Raw genomic sequence first — 19,703 nt, forward strand, 5'->3', positions numbered from 1 at the left:
CCTAAGTATAAAAAACTGCAAGATTTTTATATGGTTATTATAGACTTAACAATAAAATTTATCCTCTTGTATACTAAAGAAAGAAGATTGTACATATAAAATAATATAAATATTATATAATATAAGCCATTTCTTAAATTGAATTTATTATTCATATTATATTTAATGGAGGGCAAGAAGCTTAATTTTTTCTTTTCCCATAAAAAGTATACTTTTGTTTTTTTAATTTGTTTTTATGGTAGGATGTCGGTGAAAATTTTATTGGACGAGGTTTTGTTAACAGTTCAAAGCATAAAGCGCCAGCAAAAGGTTGTACCGTTATAAGTTTTACTTCTACAACATCACTGAGCTGATAGCCTTTATGGCTACGCTGTCCTACAAGAACATGTTGTGCTTCATCAAAATGATAATAATCATTTTTAAGTGTAGAAATATGGACAAAACCATCTGTATTGAGTTTATCAAGTGAGATAAAAAGACCTGCTTTTGTAACTCCGGAAATGCGACCTGTAAAAATACGACCGATTTTATTCGTTAAATAGTGAGCAACAAGCCGATCAATCGTTTCTCTTTCAGCCATCATTGCACGGCGTTCGTATAAAGAAACTTGCGTAGCAATTTCTGCAAGATTTTGTTCTTGTGTATCTGTTAATTGATCATTTCCTAATTTGAGAGCTTTAATGAGTGCTCGATGAATAATGAGATCAGCATAACGACGGATTGGTGATGTAAAATGTGTATAGTTCTGCAAATTTAAACCAAAATGGCCACTATTTTTAGGGTTGTACTCTGCTTGTGATTGTGAACGCAAAATAACTTGATTGACTAGTTCTTGTTGTTGAGTATGAGCGACCTTTTCTAAAATTCTATTAAGGCGCGCTGAGGTAAGTTCGCTTCCGCGGGAGAGTGGTATCCCCAAACTTTGAAGAAAGCTCCGAAGTATTTCTTGCTTAGCAAGAGAAGGTTTTTCATGAATACGATAAATGAGCGGCTGGTGATGTTGTTTTAATGTTTCAGAAGCTGCAATATTAGCTTGTATCATAAACTCTTCAATTAAACGATGCGCTTCTAATTGTGTTTCACTCACAACATCTTTTATGCAACCATTTTGATCAAGAATAATCTTTTTTTCTGCAATTTCTAATTCTAGTGGTTGGCGACGATTTCGCGCAGCTTTAAGGCATGCATAGGCTTCCCATAAGGGGTGCAAAATGCTCTCAAAAAGAGGGGTTATTTTTTCATTTATATTACCTTCAATTGCCAATTGTACTTCTTGATAAGAAAGTTTGGCTCTTACACGAATCATAGTACGATGAAAACTATGTTTTCGTTTATTACCGTTTGCATCAAAAATCATACGAACGGCTAAAGCTGGTCTTTCTTTTCCTTCACGCAGAGAACATAAATCATGAGAAAGGCGTTCAGGTAACATTGGCACAACGGTATCGGGAAAATAAACAGAATTTCCACGTTTCAATGCTTCTTTATCTAAAGCGCTTCCTGTTTTGATATAATAAGAAACATCTGCAATGGCTACAATAATAATCCAACCATCATTATTTGCTGGATCCTTATCCTTGGTTGCATAAACTGCATCATCATGGTCTTTTGCATCTGGTGGATCAATTGTAATAAAGGGCAATTGTCGCCAATCTTCACGATTATCCATATTGGCAGCTTTGATATGTTTGGCTTGCTCAAGAACACTTTCAGGAAAAATATAAGGAATTCCTTTCGAAAGAAGCGCTATCATTGAGAGTGTTTTCTCACTCTTAATGTGCCCTAAAACATTCTTTATTTTTGCGCTCTTTAATCCGTAACCAGTATTTTTTTTTATTTCGACTTCAACGAGATCACCAATTTGAATCTTCATTTCTGGAGACATTTCAACAATGAGTTCATTGGTTTTGCGGTCTATAGGATCAAGGCGCCATTGATTATTTTCCAATTTTCGTACAATAGCAAATGCGCTTTTGGGAGATACATCAATTTTACGAATAATTCGTCCCGTATAAGGATAGCTTGAGCTTTCAGAATTTTTATTTCGAAAAACTTTTACAAGAATATGATCTCCAACACCAATATTACTTCTTGTTATGTGATGAAAAGAGTGTATTTCAATATTGGGCTTTGGAGAATCTTCCCATTCAAGAGGTTGTGCAATAAAACTTCCATCTTTATCACGTCCGCTAATTTTTACTAAAGAAACAGGGGGTAATTTTCCTTTGTTTATTGCTCTTTTGTGGTGTTCAGATATGAGATTTTGATCCTTTAACTCACGTAACATATCTCTAAGCCAGATACGAGAATCGCCTTTTAAGTTAAAAGCTTTAGCGATTTCTCGTTTACTTGAGTGGTTAGGATTCTCAATTATAAAGGAAAGGATTGCTTCCTTATTGGGAAAAGTTTTCCCCTTGAATGAAGAGAGATATTTTATGTTTTTTTCACCTTTAGCCAAAATTTATGTCTCTTTTATTTTTGCTTTTGTTTTAGAAGAAGCTCTTTTTGAAGTTGTTTTTTTACTCGATGCTTTAGCCGATATAAGTTCTAGTGCCTCTGGAAGTGTTACACTAATGGGATCTTTATCTTTTGGCAATGTTGCATTAATTTTACCCCAATTGACATAAGGACCATAACGCCCGTTGCGCACGGTAATGGTTCCTCCTTCGGGATGCTCTCCTAATGTTGCCAATGCTTCAGGTGTTGTTCTGCTTTGCCTGGTTTTGTTTTCTTGTTGTTCTGCTAATACTGTAACAGCACGATTGATACCAATATCAAAAACTTCATCTGCATGAAGAAGGCGCGCAGATTTTCCGTTATGGCTAAGATAGGGACCATATCGTCCAATCGTAGCCGTGATTGTTTTTCCAGTTTCAGGATGAATGCCAATTTCACGGGGAAGGGATAGTAAAGCCAAGGCTTTATCAAGGGTTACATTTTCTGCCTGCCATTCTTTTGGTAATCCTGCACGCTTAACTTCTTTGCTTTCACCAAGTTGAATATAGGGACCAAACCGGCCATTACGAAGAGAGATCTCTTTTCCTGTTTCAGGGTCAATACCAAGTATAACAGGTTCATCATTGCGTACAGCTTCATTCTCTTCTCCAGTATCTGTACCAAGTTGGCGTGTGTATTTACATTCGGGATAATTGGAACAGCCAACAAAAGCACCATAACGCCCAAGTTTTAATGATAATTGACCATTTTTACAAAGAGGACAGGAACGTACATCACTTCCATCTTCGCGTTCAGGAAAGGCGAGAGGTGCTAATGTTACATTTAAAGCATCAAGAACATTGGTTATACGGAGTTCTTGGATATTGATAATAGATGCATTAAATCCATCCCAAAAATCTCGCAATACGTCTTTCCAAGAAAGTTTGCCATCAGAGATAAGATCCAGCTTTTCTTCAAGATCTGCTGTGAAACCATATTCTACATAGCGATTAAAAAAATTTTCAAGAAAGGCTGTAACAATACGTCCCTTGGCATCGGGAATAAGCTTTCGTTTATCAATGACAATATATCCACGGTCACACAATGTCGCCAATGTGGATGCATAAGTTGAAGGACGACCAATTCCTAACTCCTCAAGCTTTTTAATTAATGAAGCTTCAGAATAACGAGCAGGGGGCTCTGTGGTATGTTGTACAGATTCAACTTTTTCTTTTGTAAGTGCTTCACCAGTGTTTATTTGTGGTAAACGTGTTGTTTCATTTTCTTCATTATTTTCTTCGTCTCGTTGATCCGTGTAGACGGAAATAAAGCCATCAAAGCGAACAACAGATCCTGTTGCCCGTAGATTTGCACAGTTTTCTCCTGTCTGTGCTTCAATTTCAACAGTTGTACGTTCAATTTCAGCAGAGCGCATTTGGCTGGCAATAGCACGCTTCCATATCAGCTCATAGAGCTTTGCTTGATCGCTATCGAGAAAATTACGGACTTGACTAGGATTGCGTTGAAAATCTGTTGGACGGATCGCTTCGTGTGCTTCCTGTGCATTTTTTGCCTTTGTTGAATAAAAACGTGGTTTTTCAGGAATATAGTCTTTTCCGAAAGTTTCATGAATAACTTTTCTTGCTGAATCAATAGCCTCAGGTGCTATCTGCACACCATCGGTACGCATATAAGTAATAAGCCCTGCCGTTTCACCATTAATTTCAATGCCTTCATAAAGTTTTTGGGCAATTTGCATAGTGCGAGAAGCTGAAAAACCTAGTTTTGAAGAAGCTGCTTGTTGTAGTGTGGAGGTCGTAAATGGAGGAAAAGGATTTCTCTTTGTAGGTTTTGCTTCAACACTGAGTGTATGATATTGCGCTTTCTCCAGCATAAAGCGAATTTGGTCTGCTTTTTCTTGAGATTGAATATCAAGCTTGCCTATTTTTCTTTGATTAAACATTGTCAATCTTGCTTGGAAACTATCATTTCGGATGGTTTTTAATTGTGTTGTAATGGACCAATAATCTTCTTTGATAAAATGTTCTATTTCTGATTCACGATCACAAATAATACGCAAAGCAACCGATTGAACGCGTCCTGCTGAACGCGCACCAGGGAGTTTACGCCATAAAACAGGTGAAAGTGTAAAACCAACGAGATAATCGAGAGCACGACGTGCAAGATAAGCATCGACAAGGGATGTATCAATATCACGTGGATTATTCATAGCATCAAGCACAGACTTTTTGGTGATGGCATTGAAGACAACTCTTTTAATAGGTTTATCTTTTAAAACTTTTTTTTGACGAAGAACATCCAGAATATGCCATGAAATAGCTTCCCCTTCACGATCAGGGTCTGTTGCTAATATAAGGCTATCAGCTTCTTTAACGGCTTTTGCTATTTCATTTAAACGTTTAGCGGCAGCAGAATCTATATCCCATTTCATAGAAAAATCTTGATCCGGTAAAACAGAACCATCTTTTGCAGGCAAATCACGAACATGTCCAAATGATGCGACAACTTTGTATTGAGACCCAAGATATTTATTAATTGTTTTTGCTTTTGCTGGAGATTCAACGATAACGATATTCATAATTTTACCCAAATATTGAAATAAAAATTTTTTTATAAACGCCTTTTACGCGAATAGCTAATGCCAATTGCTTAAGAGCACATAAAAAAAATATTAGCCATATAAAAAACATGAATATTGTACAACTTATGATTGTCATTATTAGAGTACACCCTATATAGAATTACACGATTTATTTTCCACTGTTATTACAAAAACATACGGCGAAATACTAAGATAACGTCTATTGAGAGGTAGGAGGGGAAATGCTCAAGGATAGAGGATTATGTTTATAAATCATTTAAAAGTTATCCAATATATTACAGACATGTCAAAGCAAATGAATCAGATGGCGCGTCAGGCGCACAGTCCGCTTTTAGCATTGCTTTTGGATATGGTTGCCAAAGAAGGGCAAAGCATTATTAATAGTGCTGAGGCTCTTGGGGAAGATCAAGATTCGACAATGACACACAACCACCAGAGTGTCGAATAAGCTTTCCAGCAAGCTCGAGTTCTACCAACAAGAGGTAGAGAGTTGGAAGTGAAATACCTGAGTGGATACTGAGTGTGTCTAAATCGATTGGCGTTGTTGAAAGAGCGGAGAGAACTGCTGCACGTGCATCATCATCATCTGCTAAAGAGAGATCGCTGTTTTTTTCATCTGCTAAATTAAAATTCTCCTTTTCAAGTTGTAAGGAGGATGGTTCCTCAAAAAAATTGAGTTGCGAATTTGGAAGCGGTGAAATTAATGGCGTAAGTGTTTCTATAATGTCAGAAGGATGTGTGGTGAGTAGAGCACCGTCTTTGATAAGATTGTTTGTACCAACAGATCTTGGATCAAGTGGAGAACCGGGAATGGCGAAAATTAGCCGTCCCATTTCAGCTGCTTGACGTGCGGTAATTAAGGACCCTGAGCGCAGGGCTGCCTCTACAACCAAGAGACCAAGTGATAGAGCTGCAATAATACGGTTTCTTCTTGGAAAATCGATAGCACGCGGCTTCCAAGAAATGGGCATTTCGCTGATGATGGCTCCACCGTTGGCAATAATATCTTCATGCAACTTTTTATTTTCAGGAGGATAGATATGATCAATTCCTCCCGCCATGACTGCAACAGTTCCTGTTTTTAAACTTGCTTGATGCGCAACGCTATCAATTCCACGAGCGAGCCCAGAAATTGTTACAAAGTCTGCTTCTCCGAGAAAACGCGCAAATTGAGCTGTAAGCTTTTTTCCCGCAGCTGAAGCATTTCGAGAACCTATAATTCCAATAGAAGTTTTTTGAAAAATTGAAACATTACCTTTGATAGCAATAAGCGGCGGAGGGGCTTCTGTAACCTTAAGAAAAGCTGGATAATCTGGTTCGCCCATACCGATGAACCGAATATCTAATCTTTCAGCTTCTTGCATTTCTTTTTCTGCATCTTCTAAGCTTGCTATTTTAATAGATACAGAACCACCCCCTTTTCTACTAAGCTCTGGCAGCGCTGCCAGAGCATTTTCTGCTGTTTTATAATGATCAATGAGATTGCGAAAACTAACAGCTCCAATATTTTCACTGCGCAATAACCGTAACCAGCTTAGACGTTGACGATCAGTAAGCAGGATTCCTTTATTTATCTCCGTGTTGCGTACCAATCTTACTTTCTTCCCCAATTAATAATCTACTGATATTTGCAGAATGTTTTATAAACACAAATACGCTCATCACAATCAGCATACAATAGAAATAAGAAGCGGAAAAATAAAAAACAAATATCGGTGTGATCGTAACAGCAATAAGCGCAGATAATGAAGAATAACGCATGAGAAGAAAAACCGCACTCCATACAATAATAAAAATAATTGCTGCGGGCCAATAGATTCCTAAACAGACCCCTAGATAGGTAGCAACACCTTTGCCACCTTTAAATTTAAGCCATACGGGGAAAAGATGTCCTAAGAAAGTAAAAAAACCCGCTAGAGAAACAAGTATACTATTGTCTAGCGGATTACTAAAAAACTTTATAATCAAAACAACGATAGTTCCTTTCAACATATCACAAAGAAGTGTTAGAGCAGCAAGCTTTTTATTTCCTGTTCGTAAAACATTTGTTGCTCCAATATTGCCGGAACCGATTGTTCTTATATCACCAATTTTGAACAATTTCGTAAAAAGAAGCCCAAATGGAATCGAGCCAATGAGATAAGATATGAGGAAAATAAACCATGGAGTGGACTGAAAAAATATTTCTGCTTCATTCATTAAGAATCTCATTAAGTTTGTTGATCAAGTTTAAAAACGGATTTCCCTTTCACAAAGGTCTGGAGCACACGTCCTTGAAAACGTGCATTATCAAAAGGGGTATTTTTTGAACGTGAATAGAGCTTCTCTTTCGAAACAACCCATGGTTCTTCAAGATCAACCACAATAAAGTCTGCATGAGCACCTTTTTTGAGTGTTCCTGCATTGAGTCCAAAGAGCTTTGCAGGCGCCGTTGACAAAAGTTCCGTTATCCGTAGAAGAGATAGGCTCTCATCATGATAAAGGCGTAAGGCTGCGCTCAATAAGGTCTCCATACCAATAGCGCCAACTGCCGCGTCATTAAATGGTAAATGTTTTTTGTCGATACTCTGAGGATCATGAGAAGAGACAATAACATCTACAGTCCCATCCTTTATTGCTTCAATCATTGCTATACGGTCTTCTTCTGTACGCAATGGGGGCATTAAGCGAAAAGAGGTGCGATATTCACCAATGTCATTTTCATTGAAAGATAAATGATTAATAGATACACCCGCTGAAATTTTCTCACTGCGTTTTTTACCTAAACGAAGTGCATCAGCAGAGAGTGCTGTCGATATTTGAGCGGCATGATAGCGTGTTTGCGTTAATACTGCTAATCGCAGATCTCTTTCAAGTGGGATAACTTCTGCTTCGCGAGGGATGCCAGAAAGACCAAGCCAACTGGCAAGCAGTCCTTCATTCATCACACCTTGCCCTGTAAGATCTTTATCTTGCGTTTCATGCATCAATGGAGCATCAAAATCGCGTGCATAAGTCATTGCACGCCGCATAACAGATGAATTTTGAAGTGTTTTTTTGCCTTCACTAAAAGCAACAGCTCCTGCATCTTTGAGCAAACCAAATTCGGTTATTTCTTGTCCGTTGAAACCTTGTGTGATTGAAGCAATGGGATAAATATTGACCAATGAGATTTCCTGTGCTGTATGCGTAATAAATTTAATCAGAGCAATATTATCAATAACTGGATGCGTGTTTGGCATCATAAGAAAGGAAGTAATACCACCTGCTGCGGCCGCTTGACTTGCTGATGCAATTGTTTCACAATGCTCATTCCCTAATTCTCCAACAAAAACGCGCGCATCAACGAGTCCAGGGAGAATTGCTTTGTTTTGTGCGTTAATAACTTCTGCTTCTTCAGGGAATCCCTGATTCAGAGCTTCTTTTCCAGCGGCTATAATTCGTCCATTTTCAACAATAACTGTACCAATTTCATCGATTGTGCGCGAAGGATCAATAATACGAGCATTTTGAAAAACAATTGGTTTTATCATTTTTTTTCTCCACTGATCTTTGCGCGTGAATCTAATAAAGCCTCCATGACAGCCATACGCACTGCAATTCCCATTTCTACTTGTGTATGAATCATACTTTGTGGTCCATCTGCTATGTCGGATGCAATCTCTACACCACGGTTTAATGGGCCAGGATGCAGAATAATAGAATCATTTTTGGCATAGGCTAAATTTTCTTTATGTAAGCCAAAATAATGGAAATATTCACGCGTAGAGGGAATAAAAGAGCCTGTCATCCGTTCATGCTGTAAGCGCAACATCATGATAACGTCAGCATTTTTAAGACCTTCTTTCATCGTGTTAAAAACCTCAACACTCATATGAGCGATTTCTGCGGGTAAGAGTGTTGAGGGAGCAACAGCACGAACACGAGCACCCAAAGCATTGAGACACAGGATATTGGAACGGGCAACACGTGAGTGTAAGATATCTCCGCAAATCGCAACAGTTAATCCTTCAATACGACCTTTTGCCCTTTTAATGGTTAGAGCATCTAATAAAGCTTGGGTTGGATGTTCATGAGCACCATCACCTGCATTAATAACACAACAATCAACTTTTTGCGCTAATAAAGCTGCCGCTCCTGCACTGTTATGGCGAAAAACCAATATATCTGGCTTCATCGCATTGAGAGTTGTAGCAGTATCAAGTAATGTTTCTCCCTTTTTTACAGATGAGTTGCCGATCGCAAGACTCATCACGTGTGCACCTAGCCTTTTACCCGCTAATTCAAAAGAAGATTGTGTTCGCGTAGAGGCTTCAAAAAAGAGATTAATTTGAGTCCGTCCATGCAAAGTAGATTTTATTTTATCAATTTTGTTAGAAAGGATAATATTTGCTTCTGCACGATCAAGCAATGTATTAAGATCTTGTACACTCAGATCTTTAATAGCTAAAAGATGTTGATGAGGGAAAAGTGGGGAAAAATTATCTTGCATCATAGCATTCTTCTTTATCTCTCTCTAAACAGGTTAAACAAGCATTTGTTTGAATATGATAAATGTTTCTTAACTCTAAAAAGACAAATAGTCTATGATATGAATGATTTGAATGTAGGAATATACCTATGAGTGCTGTATCTGCGCAAAATACTCGTCGAAAAAATACATTTCTTAGCGATACGCTTATGTTTCGTATTGCTTCTACTTTGCCTAAGTTTTTGTTAGCAAGTTTTGAAGAAATAGGGGATTTTGCCGCGAGTCGAGAAGCATGGAAACTTTCTTGCTTAGCGAATCATTATAAGCCTTTACTATGCTATAATGATGAATGGGGGCAACCAACAGAAAGATTAGAGATCCATTCTTCCTATCAAGCTCTTCAACAATATTCTAGACAAGCAGGTTTGGTTACCTCGCTTTGGGAAAATACGAGCTCAGAAAATGGAGTACGCTATCAAGCGCGTGCGATTCGTTTAGCTTTATCTGCTGGTTTAGAAACAGGACATTTGAATGAAGTTATCATAACGAGTGCAGCTATTGCTGTTTTAATTAGTGATATTGAGCTCTTCAAAAAATGGCAAAATGTACTTTTATCACGCCAATATGATTCCTCATCAAAGCCTATTCATCATAAAAAGGCTGCTTCTCTAACTTGTGCATTTGACGATATTGAAAAATACGCTTTCAATTTTCCAAGTGTTAAGAAAATTTCTTTCGATGAAAGTATGGAACGTGATCTATATCGTTTAAATGTTGTAAAAACCAACGTTATTAATCCTACCGCTGACGGATATCTTGTTAGTGCAGATTTAGATGGTCATTTAAGTTGTTTTTTTATTCCACGCATACAAGAAAATGGCGCATTAAATGGATCTATATCGATTCGTCATTTAATTCAGCGATCTGGAGAACTTTTAACACCAGAGGGGGTTGTCGACTTCCAAGGCAGTTATGGCTGGCTTTTGGGAAATGCTGGAGAAGGGCTTAAAGTTATGAAAGATATCGAGACGATGATGCGTTTCGATCAATCTGTCATATCGGCAGGTGTTTTACGAGCGGCTCTTCAATTTGGTATGGATTTTTTCCGGAAAAAAATGCCCAATCAGCCGTTACCTCCACTGACAGAACGTATTTTTGCAGATATTGCATTAGATATAGCTGCCTCACAAGCATTGGTTTTGCGTTTAGCGAGAGCATTTGACAATGCAGCAAATGACCGTTCTGAAGCAGCTTTTGCCCGCATTATGACACCTATTATTGCTTATCATGTAAGTCAATTGGTTGTGCCTATTATTGGTGAAATTATTGCACAACTTGGTATTGAAAGTTTTATAGAGAATAATCCATTATCACAAATGTTGCATAATGGGCCTGCGCGAATTGTGAGAAATAGTTCTGCTAATCAATTGGTAAAGGATGCCATTCTTATTGCTGAAAAAGCACCGGGATTGTTTCAGAAATTGTTGGAAAAAATTGCTCTTGATATTGGACCAGCGGGACCCCGAGCAATTGAAATTATTAAGTCAGCAGGTGATATGGCATCAGCAAATGAAGGTGCAGGAAGATTTTTTGTTGAACAAGTAGCTTATGCAGCAGCAGCAGCAGCATTACGTTCTACAGACATAGAACATGTTGCGAATGCCTATATGGAAAGCCGCCTTGGGGGACAATGGAGATCTTCTTACGGGATGCTCATTGCACGATATAATGCAGGGCATTTGCTCAATGTCCTCTATCCTTCCATATGATGAAAGTTTTGAATTCTATTGAGAGCACCTTGCAATATAAAAGCGGCGGCTGCCGAATCAATACGGCTTGCTCTTTTAGCGCGCGATACATTCATTTCTAAAAGAGACCGTTCCGCAGCAATTGTTGATAAACGTTCGTCCCAAAAAACAAATGGAATTTTTGTATAAGCTTTCATATTGCTCACAAAAGCTCTGGTTGCTTGAACACGAGAGCCACTGCTTCCATTCATGTTAAGAGGTAAGCCAATGATAATAACGCCTACATTTTCACGGTCAAAAATTTTAATAAGTGTGTAAGCATCTTCTGTAAATTTTTTTCGCTGTAGTACAGGACGCGGATTTGAGATAGTCAGCCCCATATCAGAAATCGCAATTCCGATAGTTTTTGTCCCTAAATCTAAGCCTGCTATTGTTTGTCTAGGCAAAAGATGTTTTATAACTTCATCTATATTAATAACAGTCATAAAGGTATAATACGTTTTTTAATGTTTCAGATCTATAGTTATATTCTTTATTCATGTTATCTAATATTCTTGCACTTACAAGTGCAGCCTTGTATAGCCAGAATAAAGATCAATAAATAAACAAAAAAGCAGAAAGGCGTAAAGAGTATGTCTGTTGATCAAGAGACAGTCAAGCGGATAGCACATTTAGCAAGGATTGCCCTCCACGATGATGAGATAGAACCTGTGACAAAAAAATTCAATGCTATTTTAGGTTTTGTAGAGCAATTGAATGAAGTTGATGTCAGTGGAGTTGAGCCATTAACATCTGTGATGCCGATGACTCTACGAATGCGTGAAGATAGTGTGACAGATGGCGATAAAGCAGCAGATATTGTAGCCAATGCCCCTGTTACAGAAGAAAATTTTTTTCTTGTCTCAAAAATTGTTGAGTAACTTTTTATATTTTTGAAATTTGAGAACCAATATGACTGATTTAACAACTCTCACAATTGCGCAAGCTCGTGATGCTCTAACAAAGAAAAATCTCAAAGCAATAGAATTAACGGAAGCTTATTTACAAGCAATAGAGTTGGCGAATCCAACTTTGAATGCTTATGTAACAATAACAGCAGAACAGGCAATGAAAATGGCTGCTGAATCAGACAGTCGCTTAGCGAAAGGGCAGGGAGGGCTTTTGGAAGGAATTCCCTTGGGGATTAAAGATCTTTTTGCAACCTATGGTGTTCATACTCAAGCCTGTTCAAATATCCTTGATGGTTTTAAACCGCACTATGAATCAACTGTCACGGCTAATTTATGGCAAGATGGTGCTGTGATGTTAGGAAAACTTAATATGGATGAGTTTGCTATGGGCTCATCCAACGAAACATCATATTATGGTCCCGTTATTAGTCCATGGAGAAAAAAAGGCTCAAATGAAAAACTCGTACCCGGTGGTTCTTCGGGGGGATCCGCAGCCGCTGTTGCTGCACAAATTTGTGCTGGTGCAACTGCAACCGATACAGGTGGCTCAATACGTCAACCAGCAGCTTTTACTGGAACTGTAGGAATAAAGCCAACTTATGGACGTTGTTCGCGATGGGGCGTTGTCGCGTTTGCTTCATCTCTTGATCAAGCTGGACCTGTTGCTAGAGATGTTCGTGATTGTGCTATCTTACTCAGATCAATGGCCTCTTTTGATGAAAAAGATTCTACTTCCGTCAATTTACCAGTTCCTGATTATGAAAGTTATCTTGGTCAATCAATCAAAGGAATGAAAATCGGTATTCCAAAAGAATATCATGTGGATGGAATGTCTCCAGAAATTATTGAGCTTTGGCAAAAAGGAATAAATTGGTTAAAAGAAGCAGGTGCTGAGATTAAAGATATTTCTTTGCCCCATACAAAATATGCTCTACCTTCTTATTACATTATAGCTCCTGCAGAAGCCTCTTCTAATTTAGCGCGTTATGATGGTGTGCGTTTTGGTTTGCGCATGCCTGGGAAAGACATCATTGAGATGTATGAAAATACGCGTTCTGTTGGTTTTGGTGATGAAGTCAAACGGCGCATTCTGGTTGGGACTTATGTTCTTTCATCAGGTTATTATGATGCCTGTTATTTAAGAGCTCAAAAAGTAAGAACACTCGTAAAACGTGATTTTGATCAATGTTTTGCTTCAGGCATTGATGCTATTTTGACACCAGCAACACCAACATCTGCTTTTGGTATTGCTGATGAAAAAATAAAAAATGATGCTGTAGCAATGTATCTTAATGATATTTTTACTGTACCAGTTAATATGGCTGGATTACCAGGAATTTCTGTTCCTGCTGGTCTGTCATCAAATGGTTTACCTCTAGGATTGCAATTGATTGGTAAACCTTTTTCTGAAGAAGTCATTTTTCAGATAGCGCACATTATTGAACAAGAAGCAGGAATATTCAGTGCAGAAAAATGGTGGATGTAATAGTCAAAATTCACAAAGGAGCATTTCTCATACTTAATGAGAAATGCTTTTTTAAATGGTGGAGGGATGAGCTCTATTTCCTTAATTCGTAGTCTTACCCACCAAGATAGGCTTCTTTAACACGCGAATCAGAGAGCATAGTTTTTCCTTCACCGTGAAATAAAATATGTCCTACCTCTAAAATATAAGCATAGTCAGCTATGGAAAGTGCAGCAAATGCATTTTGTTCAATAAGAAGAACAGTTTTCCCCATATCATTAATTTTTCGAATAATCGAAAAAATTTCTCGAACGAGAAGTGGTGCTAACCCCAACGAGGGTTCATCTAATATGACCATATCAGGATTGCTCATGAGTGCACGGCCCACAGCAACCATCTGTTGTTCACCACCTGACATTGTTCCTCCCAACTGTTTTGTTCTTTCACGTAGGCGCGGAAAAAGGTCAAATATCCATTCAATATCACGGGAAATTCCCTGCTTATCGTGACGAATATAAGCGCCTAGATGAAGATTCTCTAAAACAGTGAGATGGGGCATGATACGTCGTCCTTCAGGGCTTAGAGCAATCCCTAATCGCAAAATCTCTTCTGGTGATTTTTTAATAATAGATTTGCCATTATAGGTAATTTCTCCATAAACAGAGCGATTAAGCCCTGTAATAGAACGTACAATACTGCTTTTTCCTGCACCATTGGCTCCAATTAAAGTGACAATACTGCCCCGCTTTATGGACATAGAAAGATTTTGGACAGCTTTAATGGCGCCATAATGAACGTAAAGATTTTTTATTTTAAGAATATCCATAAACATCTCCGCCAAGATAAGCTTCAATAACTTTAGGGTTATTACGAATTTCATCTGGTGTACCACTGGCAATGCAACAGCCATATTCCATAACCAAAATATGTTGGCAAAGCCCCATAACCACTTTCATATCGTGCTCAATAAGAAGAATTGTAAGATCAAAGTCTTTTTGCACTTTTGCTATGAACTTTCTAAGATCTTCACTTTCTTGTGGATTCATGCCAGCAACAGGTTCATCAAGAAGAAGCAATTTGGGCTTTGTGGCTAACGCACGTGCAATTTCTAGACGTCGTTGCACACCATAAGGTAAAGCTGTTGCCGATTGATTGGCAAGATGATCAAGTTGTAGCTGTTCAAGGAGCTCCAAGGAATTTTTATAAACTTCCTTCTTTTCTTTTATTGCTTTTGAAAAAAAGAGAGCTGAAGAAAACCAAGGATATTTTTGTCGAACATGCGCTCCTACCATAACATTCTGCAAAACCGTTAACCCTGAGAAAAGACGAATATTTTGAAATGTTCTGGCAATATGGCTTCTACAGATAATATAAGGAGACGCTCCAGAAATTTTTTTCTCATCAAAAAGAATGATGCCGCTTGTAGGAGCATAAAATCCAGAAATCATATTGAAAACTGTTGTTTTTCCAGCACCATTGGGACCAATTAATCCAGTAATACTTCCTCGTTTAATTGCCATATTAACATTATTTACAGCAACTAATCCGCCAAAACGCATTACAATATTATTGAGTGAAAGGATATTGTCGTTCATAGCTTTCCCTCAGTATTAGAAAGCTTTTTGCGTGTCAAAAAGCTATAAATTCCATTCCATGAAAATTCTCGTTGTCCCATTAACCCTTTTCTCCAAAACAAGATAATTACCAGCAATAAAAGAGAAAAAACAACCATACGAAGCCCTGGGGTTTCTGGAATATGTATAAAACCTAAGTCAAATGGACTTTCAATAATACGAAGCCATTCAAGCATGACTGTAATAATAATGCTGCCAATAATGCTCCCTGTAATTGAACCGAGACCACCAGCAACAACAATCATTAAAATATTAAAAGTCAGAAGAAAATTAAACATTTTTGGATCAATGGTTGAAATAAGAGCCGCCATTAATGCGCCACCTATACCTGCAAAAAATGCTCCAACAGTAAAGGAAAAACTACGGTAGAAAAAAGCATTAATTCCCATAGTTTTCGCAGCTATTTCATCATCACGAATAGCACGTAATACGTTACCAGTATTACTTTGCAGTAAGAGGACAATAAAGAGAACTGTAAATGCTAGCCAACCATAGTTCCACCATAATGTTGCATTTTGAGGTATTCCTTTGATTCCCAAAGAGCCATTTGTGAGCGATGTTGCGTTCGTAATGACAATGCGAATAATTTCCGCAAAACCTAATGTTGCAATTCCAAGATAATCGCCACCAAGACGCAATATTGGTAAAGCAATTAATAAACCTATAACAGCAGCACACAAACCACTTACGACAACAGCGATAAAAAAAGGTAACTGCAAATGATATAATGGTTCAGCAATAGGCTCAAGAATCCACATCATTTCTTTTTGTTCAGGGGAAAGAAGTAAAATTGCGCAAACATAAGCACCAATAGCCATAAATCCAGCATGTCCAAGAGAAAACATACCTGTGAAACCGTAAATCAAATTAAGCGAAATTGCCAATATCGCATTAATAGCAATCAGATTGATGATACGAAGCGTATAGTCATTAAAATGGCTATCAGCATAAAATAAAAAACCTATGAGAACTAAAACACTTATACACGATAAAACAGTTGTCGCTGACTTTGCCATTAGATTTTCTCCTGATTTCTTTTACCCATTAATCCTGTGGGCAATATCAATAGAATCAGAATCAATAAAATGAAAGCGAAGGCATCTCGATATCCAGATAGCGCGGGGAAAAATGCGATAATCATAATTTCAATAAACCCTAATAACAATCCTCCCAACATTGCTCCTGGTATCGAACCAATACCTCCGATAACAGCAGCAATAAATGCTTTGAGACCAGGAAGAACACCCATATAAGGCTGAATTTGAGGATAACGTAAAGACCACATAATGCCTGCTATGGCGGCAAGAGCTGAGCCTATTCCAAATGTAAACGCAATAACTTTATTGACAGACACACCCATCAAACGTGTTGTTTCAATATCATGGGAGATTGCGCGCATAGCAAGACCCGGTTTTGTTTTATGGATAATCCATAATAGTAATAAAATAAGAATTAATGACACAAAGGGAACGATCAGAGACATGGGAGCAATTCTGATGATACCATCTGCTCCTGATCCTAGATGCCATAAAAATGGTGTTACAAGAAAGTCTGGCTGTTGTACACCTTTCGGAACACCACTAAAGAGTACAGTAGCAAGATTTTCAATAAAAAAAGAAACACCAATTGCACCGATAAGTGCCGAAATACGCGGAGCATGGCGTAGAGGTTTATAAGCAAATTGATCAACAGCAACACCCACAGCACTTGTAATAAAAATGGAAAAACAAAGAGCTAAAACCCAAATCGGTGTAAAGTCTTGCGGGGAAATTTTAAAATAATAAACAAATCCTAGCGCAAGAATTAAAAAAGCAGCAATCCAATAAATTGGAGGACGCCTTTTAAAGCCTATAAAGACCGAATAATAAACAAGAGCAGCAAAAAACAAAAGAAGAAAAGCTGCCCAAGCAGGCATAAAGCCAATTGTGGAAAAGAAAACAAAATATGCTCCCAGCATAAAGATATCACCGTGAGCAAAATTAATGAGTCTCAGTATACCGTAGACCATGGTGTAGCCAATAGCAATAAGCCCATAAAGAGATCCCAATGCCAGTGCATTAAAAAAGTACTGGATGAACATTTCAGTGCTCATCTCTCATCCTTCCACATTTGTTAATTTACATAGGACAATAAGAAATTTCTAAATTTTTGGTTGAGAAAAAGATCCTCAACCAATTCTTGCATTTTAATAAGTACAACTTTTTAATTAAAAAGCAGGTTTAACTTCTTCTAAATAAACACGTTTTCCATCCTGTATTTTAATGATACCAATAGGAATTTTAGGATTATGATTTTCATCCATTGACATATCCCCAAAGGGGGTAGGAAAGTCTTTTAATTGGCTAAGTGCGATAGTAATTTTTTCACGATCAGTGCTACCAGCATTTTCAATAGCCTTCATGAACATCATATAACTCGTGTATCCCAAAACAGAATTGATATTTGGCTCTTTGTCTGGGTAAGCTTTTTTCCATTCTTTTGTGAATTCTTGCGCAGCTACTGACATATTTGGCATATCCTCACTATAGGGAAGTGTCGTATGTAAGAAACCTTCTGCAGCTTTTCCTGCAATCGTAATGGTTTCTGGATTATCCATAGCATCTCCACCCATAATTTGAAACTTAGCCCCTAATTCTCGTGCTTGTTTCATGATGATAGCACCTTCAGAAAAGTAAGATGGAATGAATAAGATATCAGGTTTCTGGGCGATAATTTGCGTGAGAACAGCTGAAAAGTCCTGATCTCCAGAATTATAATTTAAATTTGAGATAACTTCACCACCTAATTTTTTGAAAGCACGCGTAAAATAACTTGCAAGACCAATAGCATAATCGCTTGAAATATCTTTAAGGATAGCAGCCTTTTTTGCGTGTAAAGTTTGGCTTACATAAGTTGCGATTCCTACTCCTTGATAGGAATCAATAAAGCAAGCACGAAAGTAATATTTTTTACCCTGTGTAACAAGGGGACTTGTTGAGGACGTTGCAATGGTTGGAGTCTTTGCCTTTTCAGATATTTCACCACCTGCTAACGAAAGTGAAGAACCATAGCTACCAATGATTCCACTCACTTTTTCACTTGCTGTTAAACGCATAACAGCATTAGCCGCTTCTACTTTATCAGATTTATTATCAATAATAACAAGTTCCACTTTACGTCCTAAAATTTCTGGAACTTTTTTATGGGCTAATTCTATACCTCTAATTTCAAGCTGACCTCCAAATGCATTTTGACCACTTAATGGAAGATAAACACCAATCTTAATAGGTTCACTCGCATAAACATTTGCTGTAAATGCCATAAATGCTGCGATTATCGTAAGGATTTTCTTCAATTGCATTGCGCATTTTCCTTAATTGAATTGTCGTTTTTTCACCTTATATTGAACTTCTTCATCATGCAAGTTACACATTAATCAAAATATCATTATGTAAAAAAACTTTTATATGACCTCTTTTGTAGGGCACTCCTTGTAAGGTATGTAAAGTGTACAATCAAATAGTTTTATAAATATTCATGTTGATATTCTCTGACATTAACATAGAAGATACGACAATGTGGGGAAATCTTATCTTGGGGCTTGCGTGTTGATACAAGAGCAATGTTTACTTAAACCTAGAGAATCAATATCGTACAATTTATAAGCTACAGGATCACGTTATTATGACGAGTAAGGATGCATTAAAGGATTGTTCCCCATCTGAGGATAGTATAGGTGCTTGCGGGGAGATTATCGAAATCAGTGGTGTCATTAAGTGGTTTGATGGTAGTAAGGGGTATGGATTTATTGTACCTGATTTACCTCATTTTCCCGATATATTATTGCATGTTACGGTAATGCGAAGAGATGGTTTTCAAACAGCTTTAGAGGGAGCTAAAGTCATTTGTGCTGTGGAAAAAACTGAACGAGGGTTAAAGTGCGTTCAGGTGAAATCCATAGATTGTTCTTCAGCAATTCATCCATCAGAAGTTCCTGCCCGTACCCATGTTGTTGTTACTCCAGAAAGTGGACTAGAACGAGCAATTGTTAAATGGTTTAATCGTGACAAAGGATACGGTTTTCTTAGCCGTGGGCAAGGAACAGAAGATATTTTTATTCATATGGAAACATTGCGCCGTTTTGGTTTAGCAGAGCTTCGTTCTGGCCAAGTTGTTCTTGTACGTTTTGGTAAAGGAGAAAAAGGTTTAATGACAGCAGAGATTTATCCGGACATAGGCATTCCTTTAGCTACGCATTGAATTTCACGAGTGAAATCAGTATGTTTTCTATATTTTTAAAGATGGTTATTCCGTAAATTGCTATAGAGGTAGATTTTTAAAGAAAATATGGCTCTCGTGAATCCATAAACCAAATGAAGAAAATTTCGCATATTACGTTGAAAGAAACTAGAAAATAA

17 protein-coding genes are annotated in these 19,703 nt (G+C 37.7%); 5 read left to right on the plus strand and 12 right to left on the minus strand.

Annotated features, from left to right (window positions below; all coding sequences use genetic code 11):
• Window positions 1-181: 181 nt before the first annotated feature.
• Window positions 182-2,458, minus strand: coding sequence for a ribonuclease R (gene rnr / locus ACFIMG_RS01690; RefSeq protein ID WP_375679069.1), 2,277 nt, complete (start codon window positions 2,456-2,458; stop codon window positions 182-184).
• Between the two features lie 3 nt (window positions 2,459-2,461).
• Entirely contained in the window at window positions 2,462-5,035 is a 2,574-nt protein-coding gene (gene topA, locus ACFIMG_RS01695) for a type I DNA topoisomerase (RefSeq protein WP_375679070.1), read from the minus strand.
• 265 nt (window positions 5,036-5,300) lie between these two features.
• On the opposite strand from topA, the gene ACFIMG_RS01700 reads away from it, so the two are divergent.
• Window positions 5,301-5,507: a hypothetical protein gene (locus tag ACFIMG_RS01700; protein WP_005773510.1), complete on the plus strand. Its 207-nt coding sequence runs from the start codon at window positions 5,301-5,303 to the stop codon at window positions 5,505-5,507.
• On the opposite strand, the gene dprA is transcribed toward ACFIMG_RS01700, so the two are convergent.
• From dprA to ACFIMG_RS01720, 4 genes are read right to left on the minus strand one after another with little or no spacing between them, the layout of a single operon-like run.
• A complete protein-coding gene (gene dprA, locus ACFIMG_RS01705; RefSeq protein WP_375679071.1) occupies window positions 5,437-6,669 on the minus strand; it encodes a DNA-processing protein DprA in 1,233 nt (410 codons plus the stop codon). The genes ACFIMG_RS01700 and dprA overlap by 71 nt on opposite strands.
• A complete protein-coding gene (gene plsY, locus ACFIMG_RS01710; protein WP_375628141.1) occupies window positions 6,626-7,258 on the minus strand; it encodes a glycerol-3-phosphate 1-O-acyltransferase PlsY in 633 nt (210 codons plus the stop codon). The genes dprA and plsY overlap by 44 nt, the downstream gene beginning before the upstream one ends.
• A gap of 11 nt (window positions 7,259-7,269) precedes the next feature.
• Entirely contained in the window at window positions 7,270-8,571 is a 1,302-nt protein-coding gene (locus ACFIMG_RS01715) for a dihydroorotase (RefSeq protein WP_375679072.1), read from the minus strand.
• Window positions 8,568-9,533, minus strand: coding sequence for an aspartate carbamoyltransferase catalytic subunit (locus ACFIMG_RS01720; RefSeq protein ID WP_375679073.1), 966 nt, complete (start codon window positions 9,531-9,533; stop codon window positions 8,568-8,570). Before ACFIMG_RS01720 ends, ACFIMG_RS01715 begins: the two co-directional genes overlap by 4 nt.
• A gap of 125 nt (window positions 9,534-9,658) precedes the next feature.
• On the opposite strand from ACFIMG_RS01720, the gene ACFIMG_RS01725 reads away from it, so the two are divergent.
• The gene (locus ACFIMG_RS01725) at window positions 9,659-11,278 is read left to right on the plus strand and encodes an acyl-CoA dehydrogenase family protein (RefSeq protein WP_375679074.1); all 1,620 of its coding nucleotides are present in this window, start codon (window positions 9,659-9,661) and stop codon (window positions 11,276-11,278) included.
• On the opposite strand, the gene ruvX is transcribed toward ACFIMG_RS01725, so the two are convergent.
• Complete coding sequence (ruvX, locus tag ACFIMG_RS01730) at window positions 11,263-11,742, minus strand: Holliday junction resolvase RuvX (protein WP_375679076.1); 480 nt, start codon at window positions 11,740-11,742, stop codon at window positions 11,263-11,265. The genes ACFIMG_RS01725 and ruvX overlap by 16 nt on opposite strands.
• A 147-nt stretch (window positions 11,743-11,889) precedes the next feature.
• Here ruvX and gatC point away from each other — a divergent pair, with 147 nt between their 5' ends.
• Window positions 11,890-12,177 carry an Asp-tRNA(Asn)/Glu-tRNA(Gln) amidotransferase subunit GatC gene (gene gatC / locus ACFIMG_RS01735; protein ID WP_375606898.1) on the plus strand — a complete coding sequence of 96 codons (288 nt, stop codon included), beginning with the start codon at window positions 11,890-11,892 and terminating at the stop codon, window positions 12,175-12,177.
• A 31-nt stretch (window positions 12,178-12,208) separates the two neighbouring features.
• Window positions 12,209-13,693: an Asp-tRNA(Asn)/Glu-tRNA(Gln) amidotransferase subunit GatA gene (gene gatA / locus ACFIMG_RS01740; RefSeq protein WP_375639679.1), complete on the plus strand. Its 1,485-nt coding sequence runs from the start codon at window positions 12,209-12,211 to the stop codon at window positions 13,691-13,693.
• Between the two features lie 94 nt (window positions 13,694-13,787).
• Here the strand turns inward: gatA and ACFIMG_RS01745 are convergent, their stop codons facing one another.
• The 5 genes from ACFIMG_RS01745 to ACFIMG_RS01765 form a co-directional block, all read right to left on the minus strand.
• Window positions 13,788-14,498: an ABC transporter ATP-binding protein gene (locus tag ACFIMG_RS01745; RefSeq protein ID WP_375639680.1), complete on the minus strand. Its 711-nt coding sequence runs from the start codon at window positions 14,496-14,498 to the stop codon at window positions 13,788-13,790.
• The gene (locus tag ACFIMG_RS01750; RefSeq protein WP_375611930.1) at window positions 14,485-15,267 is read right to left on the minus strand and encodes an ABC transporter ATP-binding protein; all 783 of its coding nucleotides are present in this window, start codon (window positions 15,265-15,267) and stop codon (window positions 14,485-14,487) included. Before ACFIMG_RS01750 ends, ACFIMG_RS01745 begins: the two co-directional genes overlap by 14 nt.
• Window positions 15,264-16,322, minus strand: a complete 1,059-nt coding sequence (locus tag ACFIMG_RS01755; RefSeq protein WP_375679077.1) for a branched-chain amino acid ABC transporter permease — start codon at window positions 16,320-16,322, stop codon at window positions 15,264-15,266. The genes ACFIMG_RS01750 and ACFIMG_RS01755 overlap by 4 nt, the downstream gene beginning before the upstream one ends.
• Window positions 16,322-17,398: a branched-chain amino acid ABC transporter permease gene (locus ACFIMG_RS01760; protein ID WP_375679078.1), complete on the minus strand. Its 1,077-nt coding sequence runs from the start codon at window positions 17,396-17,398 to the stop codon at window positions 16,322-16,324. The genes ACFIMG_RS01755 and ACFIMG_RS01760 overlap by 1 nt, the downstream gene beginning before the upstream one ends.
• Window positions 17,399-17,512: 114 nt before the next feature.
• Window positions 17,513-18,646: an ABC transporter substrate-binding protein gene (locus tag ACFIMG_RS01765; RefSeq protein ID WP_273791030.1), complete on the minus strand. Its 1,134-nt coding sequence runs from the start codon at window positions 18,644-18,646 to the stop codon at window positions 17,513-17,515.
• Between the two features lie 323 nt (window positions 18,647-18,969).
• On the opposite strand from ACFIMG_RS01765, the gene ACFIMG_RS01770 reads away from it, so the two are divergent.
• Window positions 18,970-19,545, plus strand: coding sequence for a cold-shock protein (locus ACFIMG_RS01770; RefSeq protein WP_273791031.1), 576 nt, complete (start codon window positions 18,970-18,972; stop codon window positions 19,543-19,545).
• Window positions 19,546-19,703 lie beyond the last annotated feature (158 nt).

The organism is Bartonella sp. AP11XZML (genome assembly GCF_042196445.1).
Taxonomy (GTDB): Bacteria; Pseudomonadota; Alphaproteobacteria; order Rhizobiales; family Rhizobiaceae; genus Bartonella.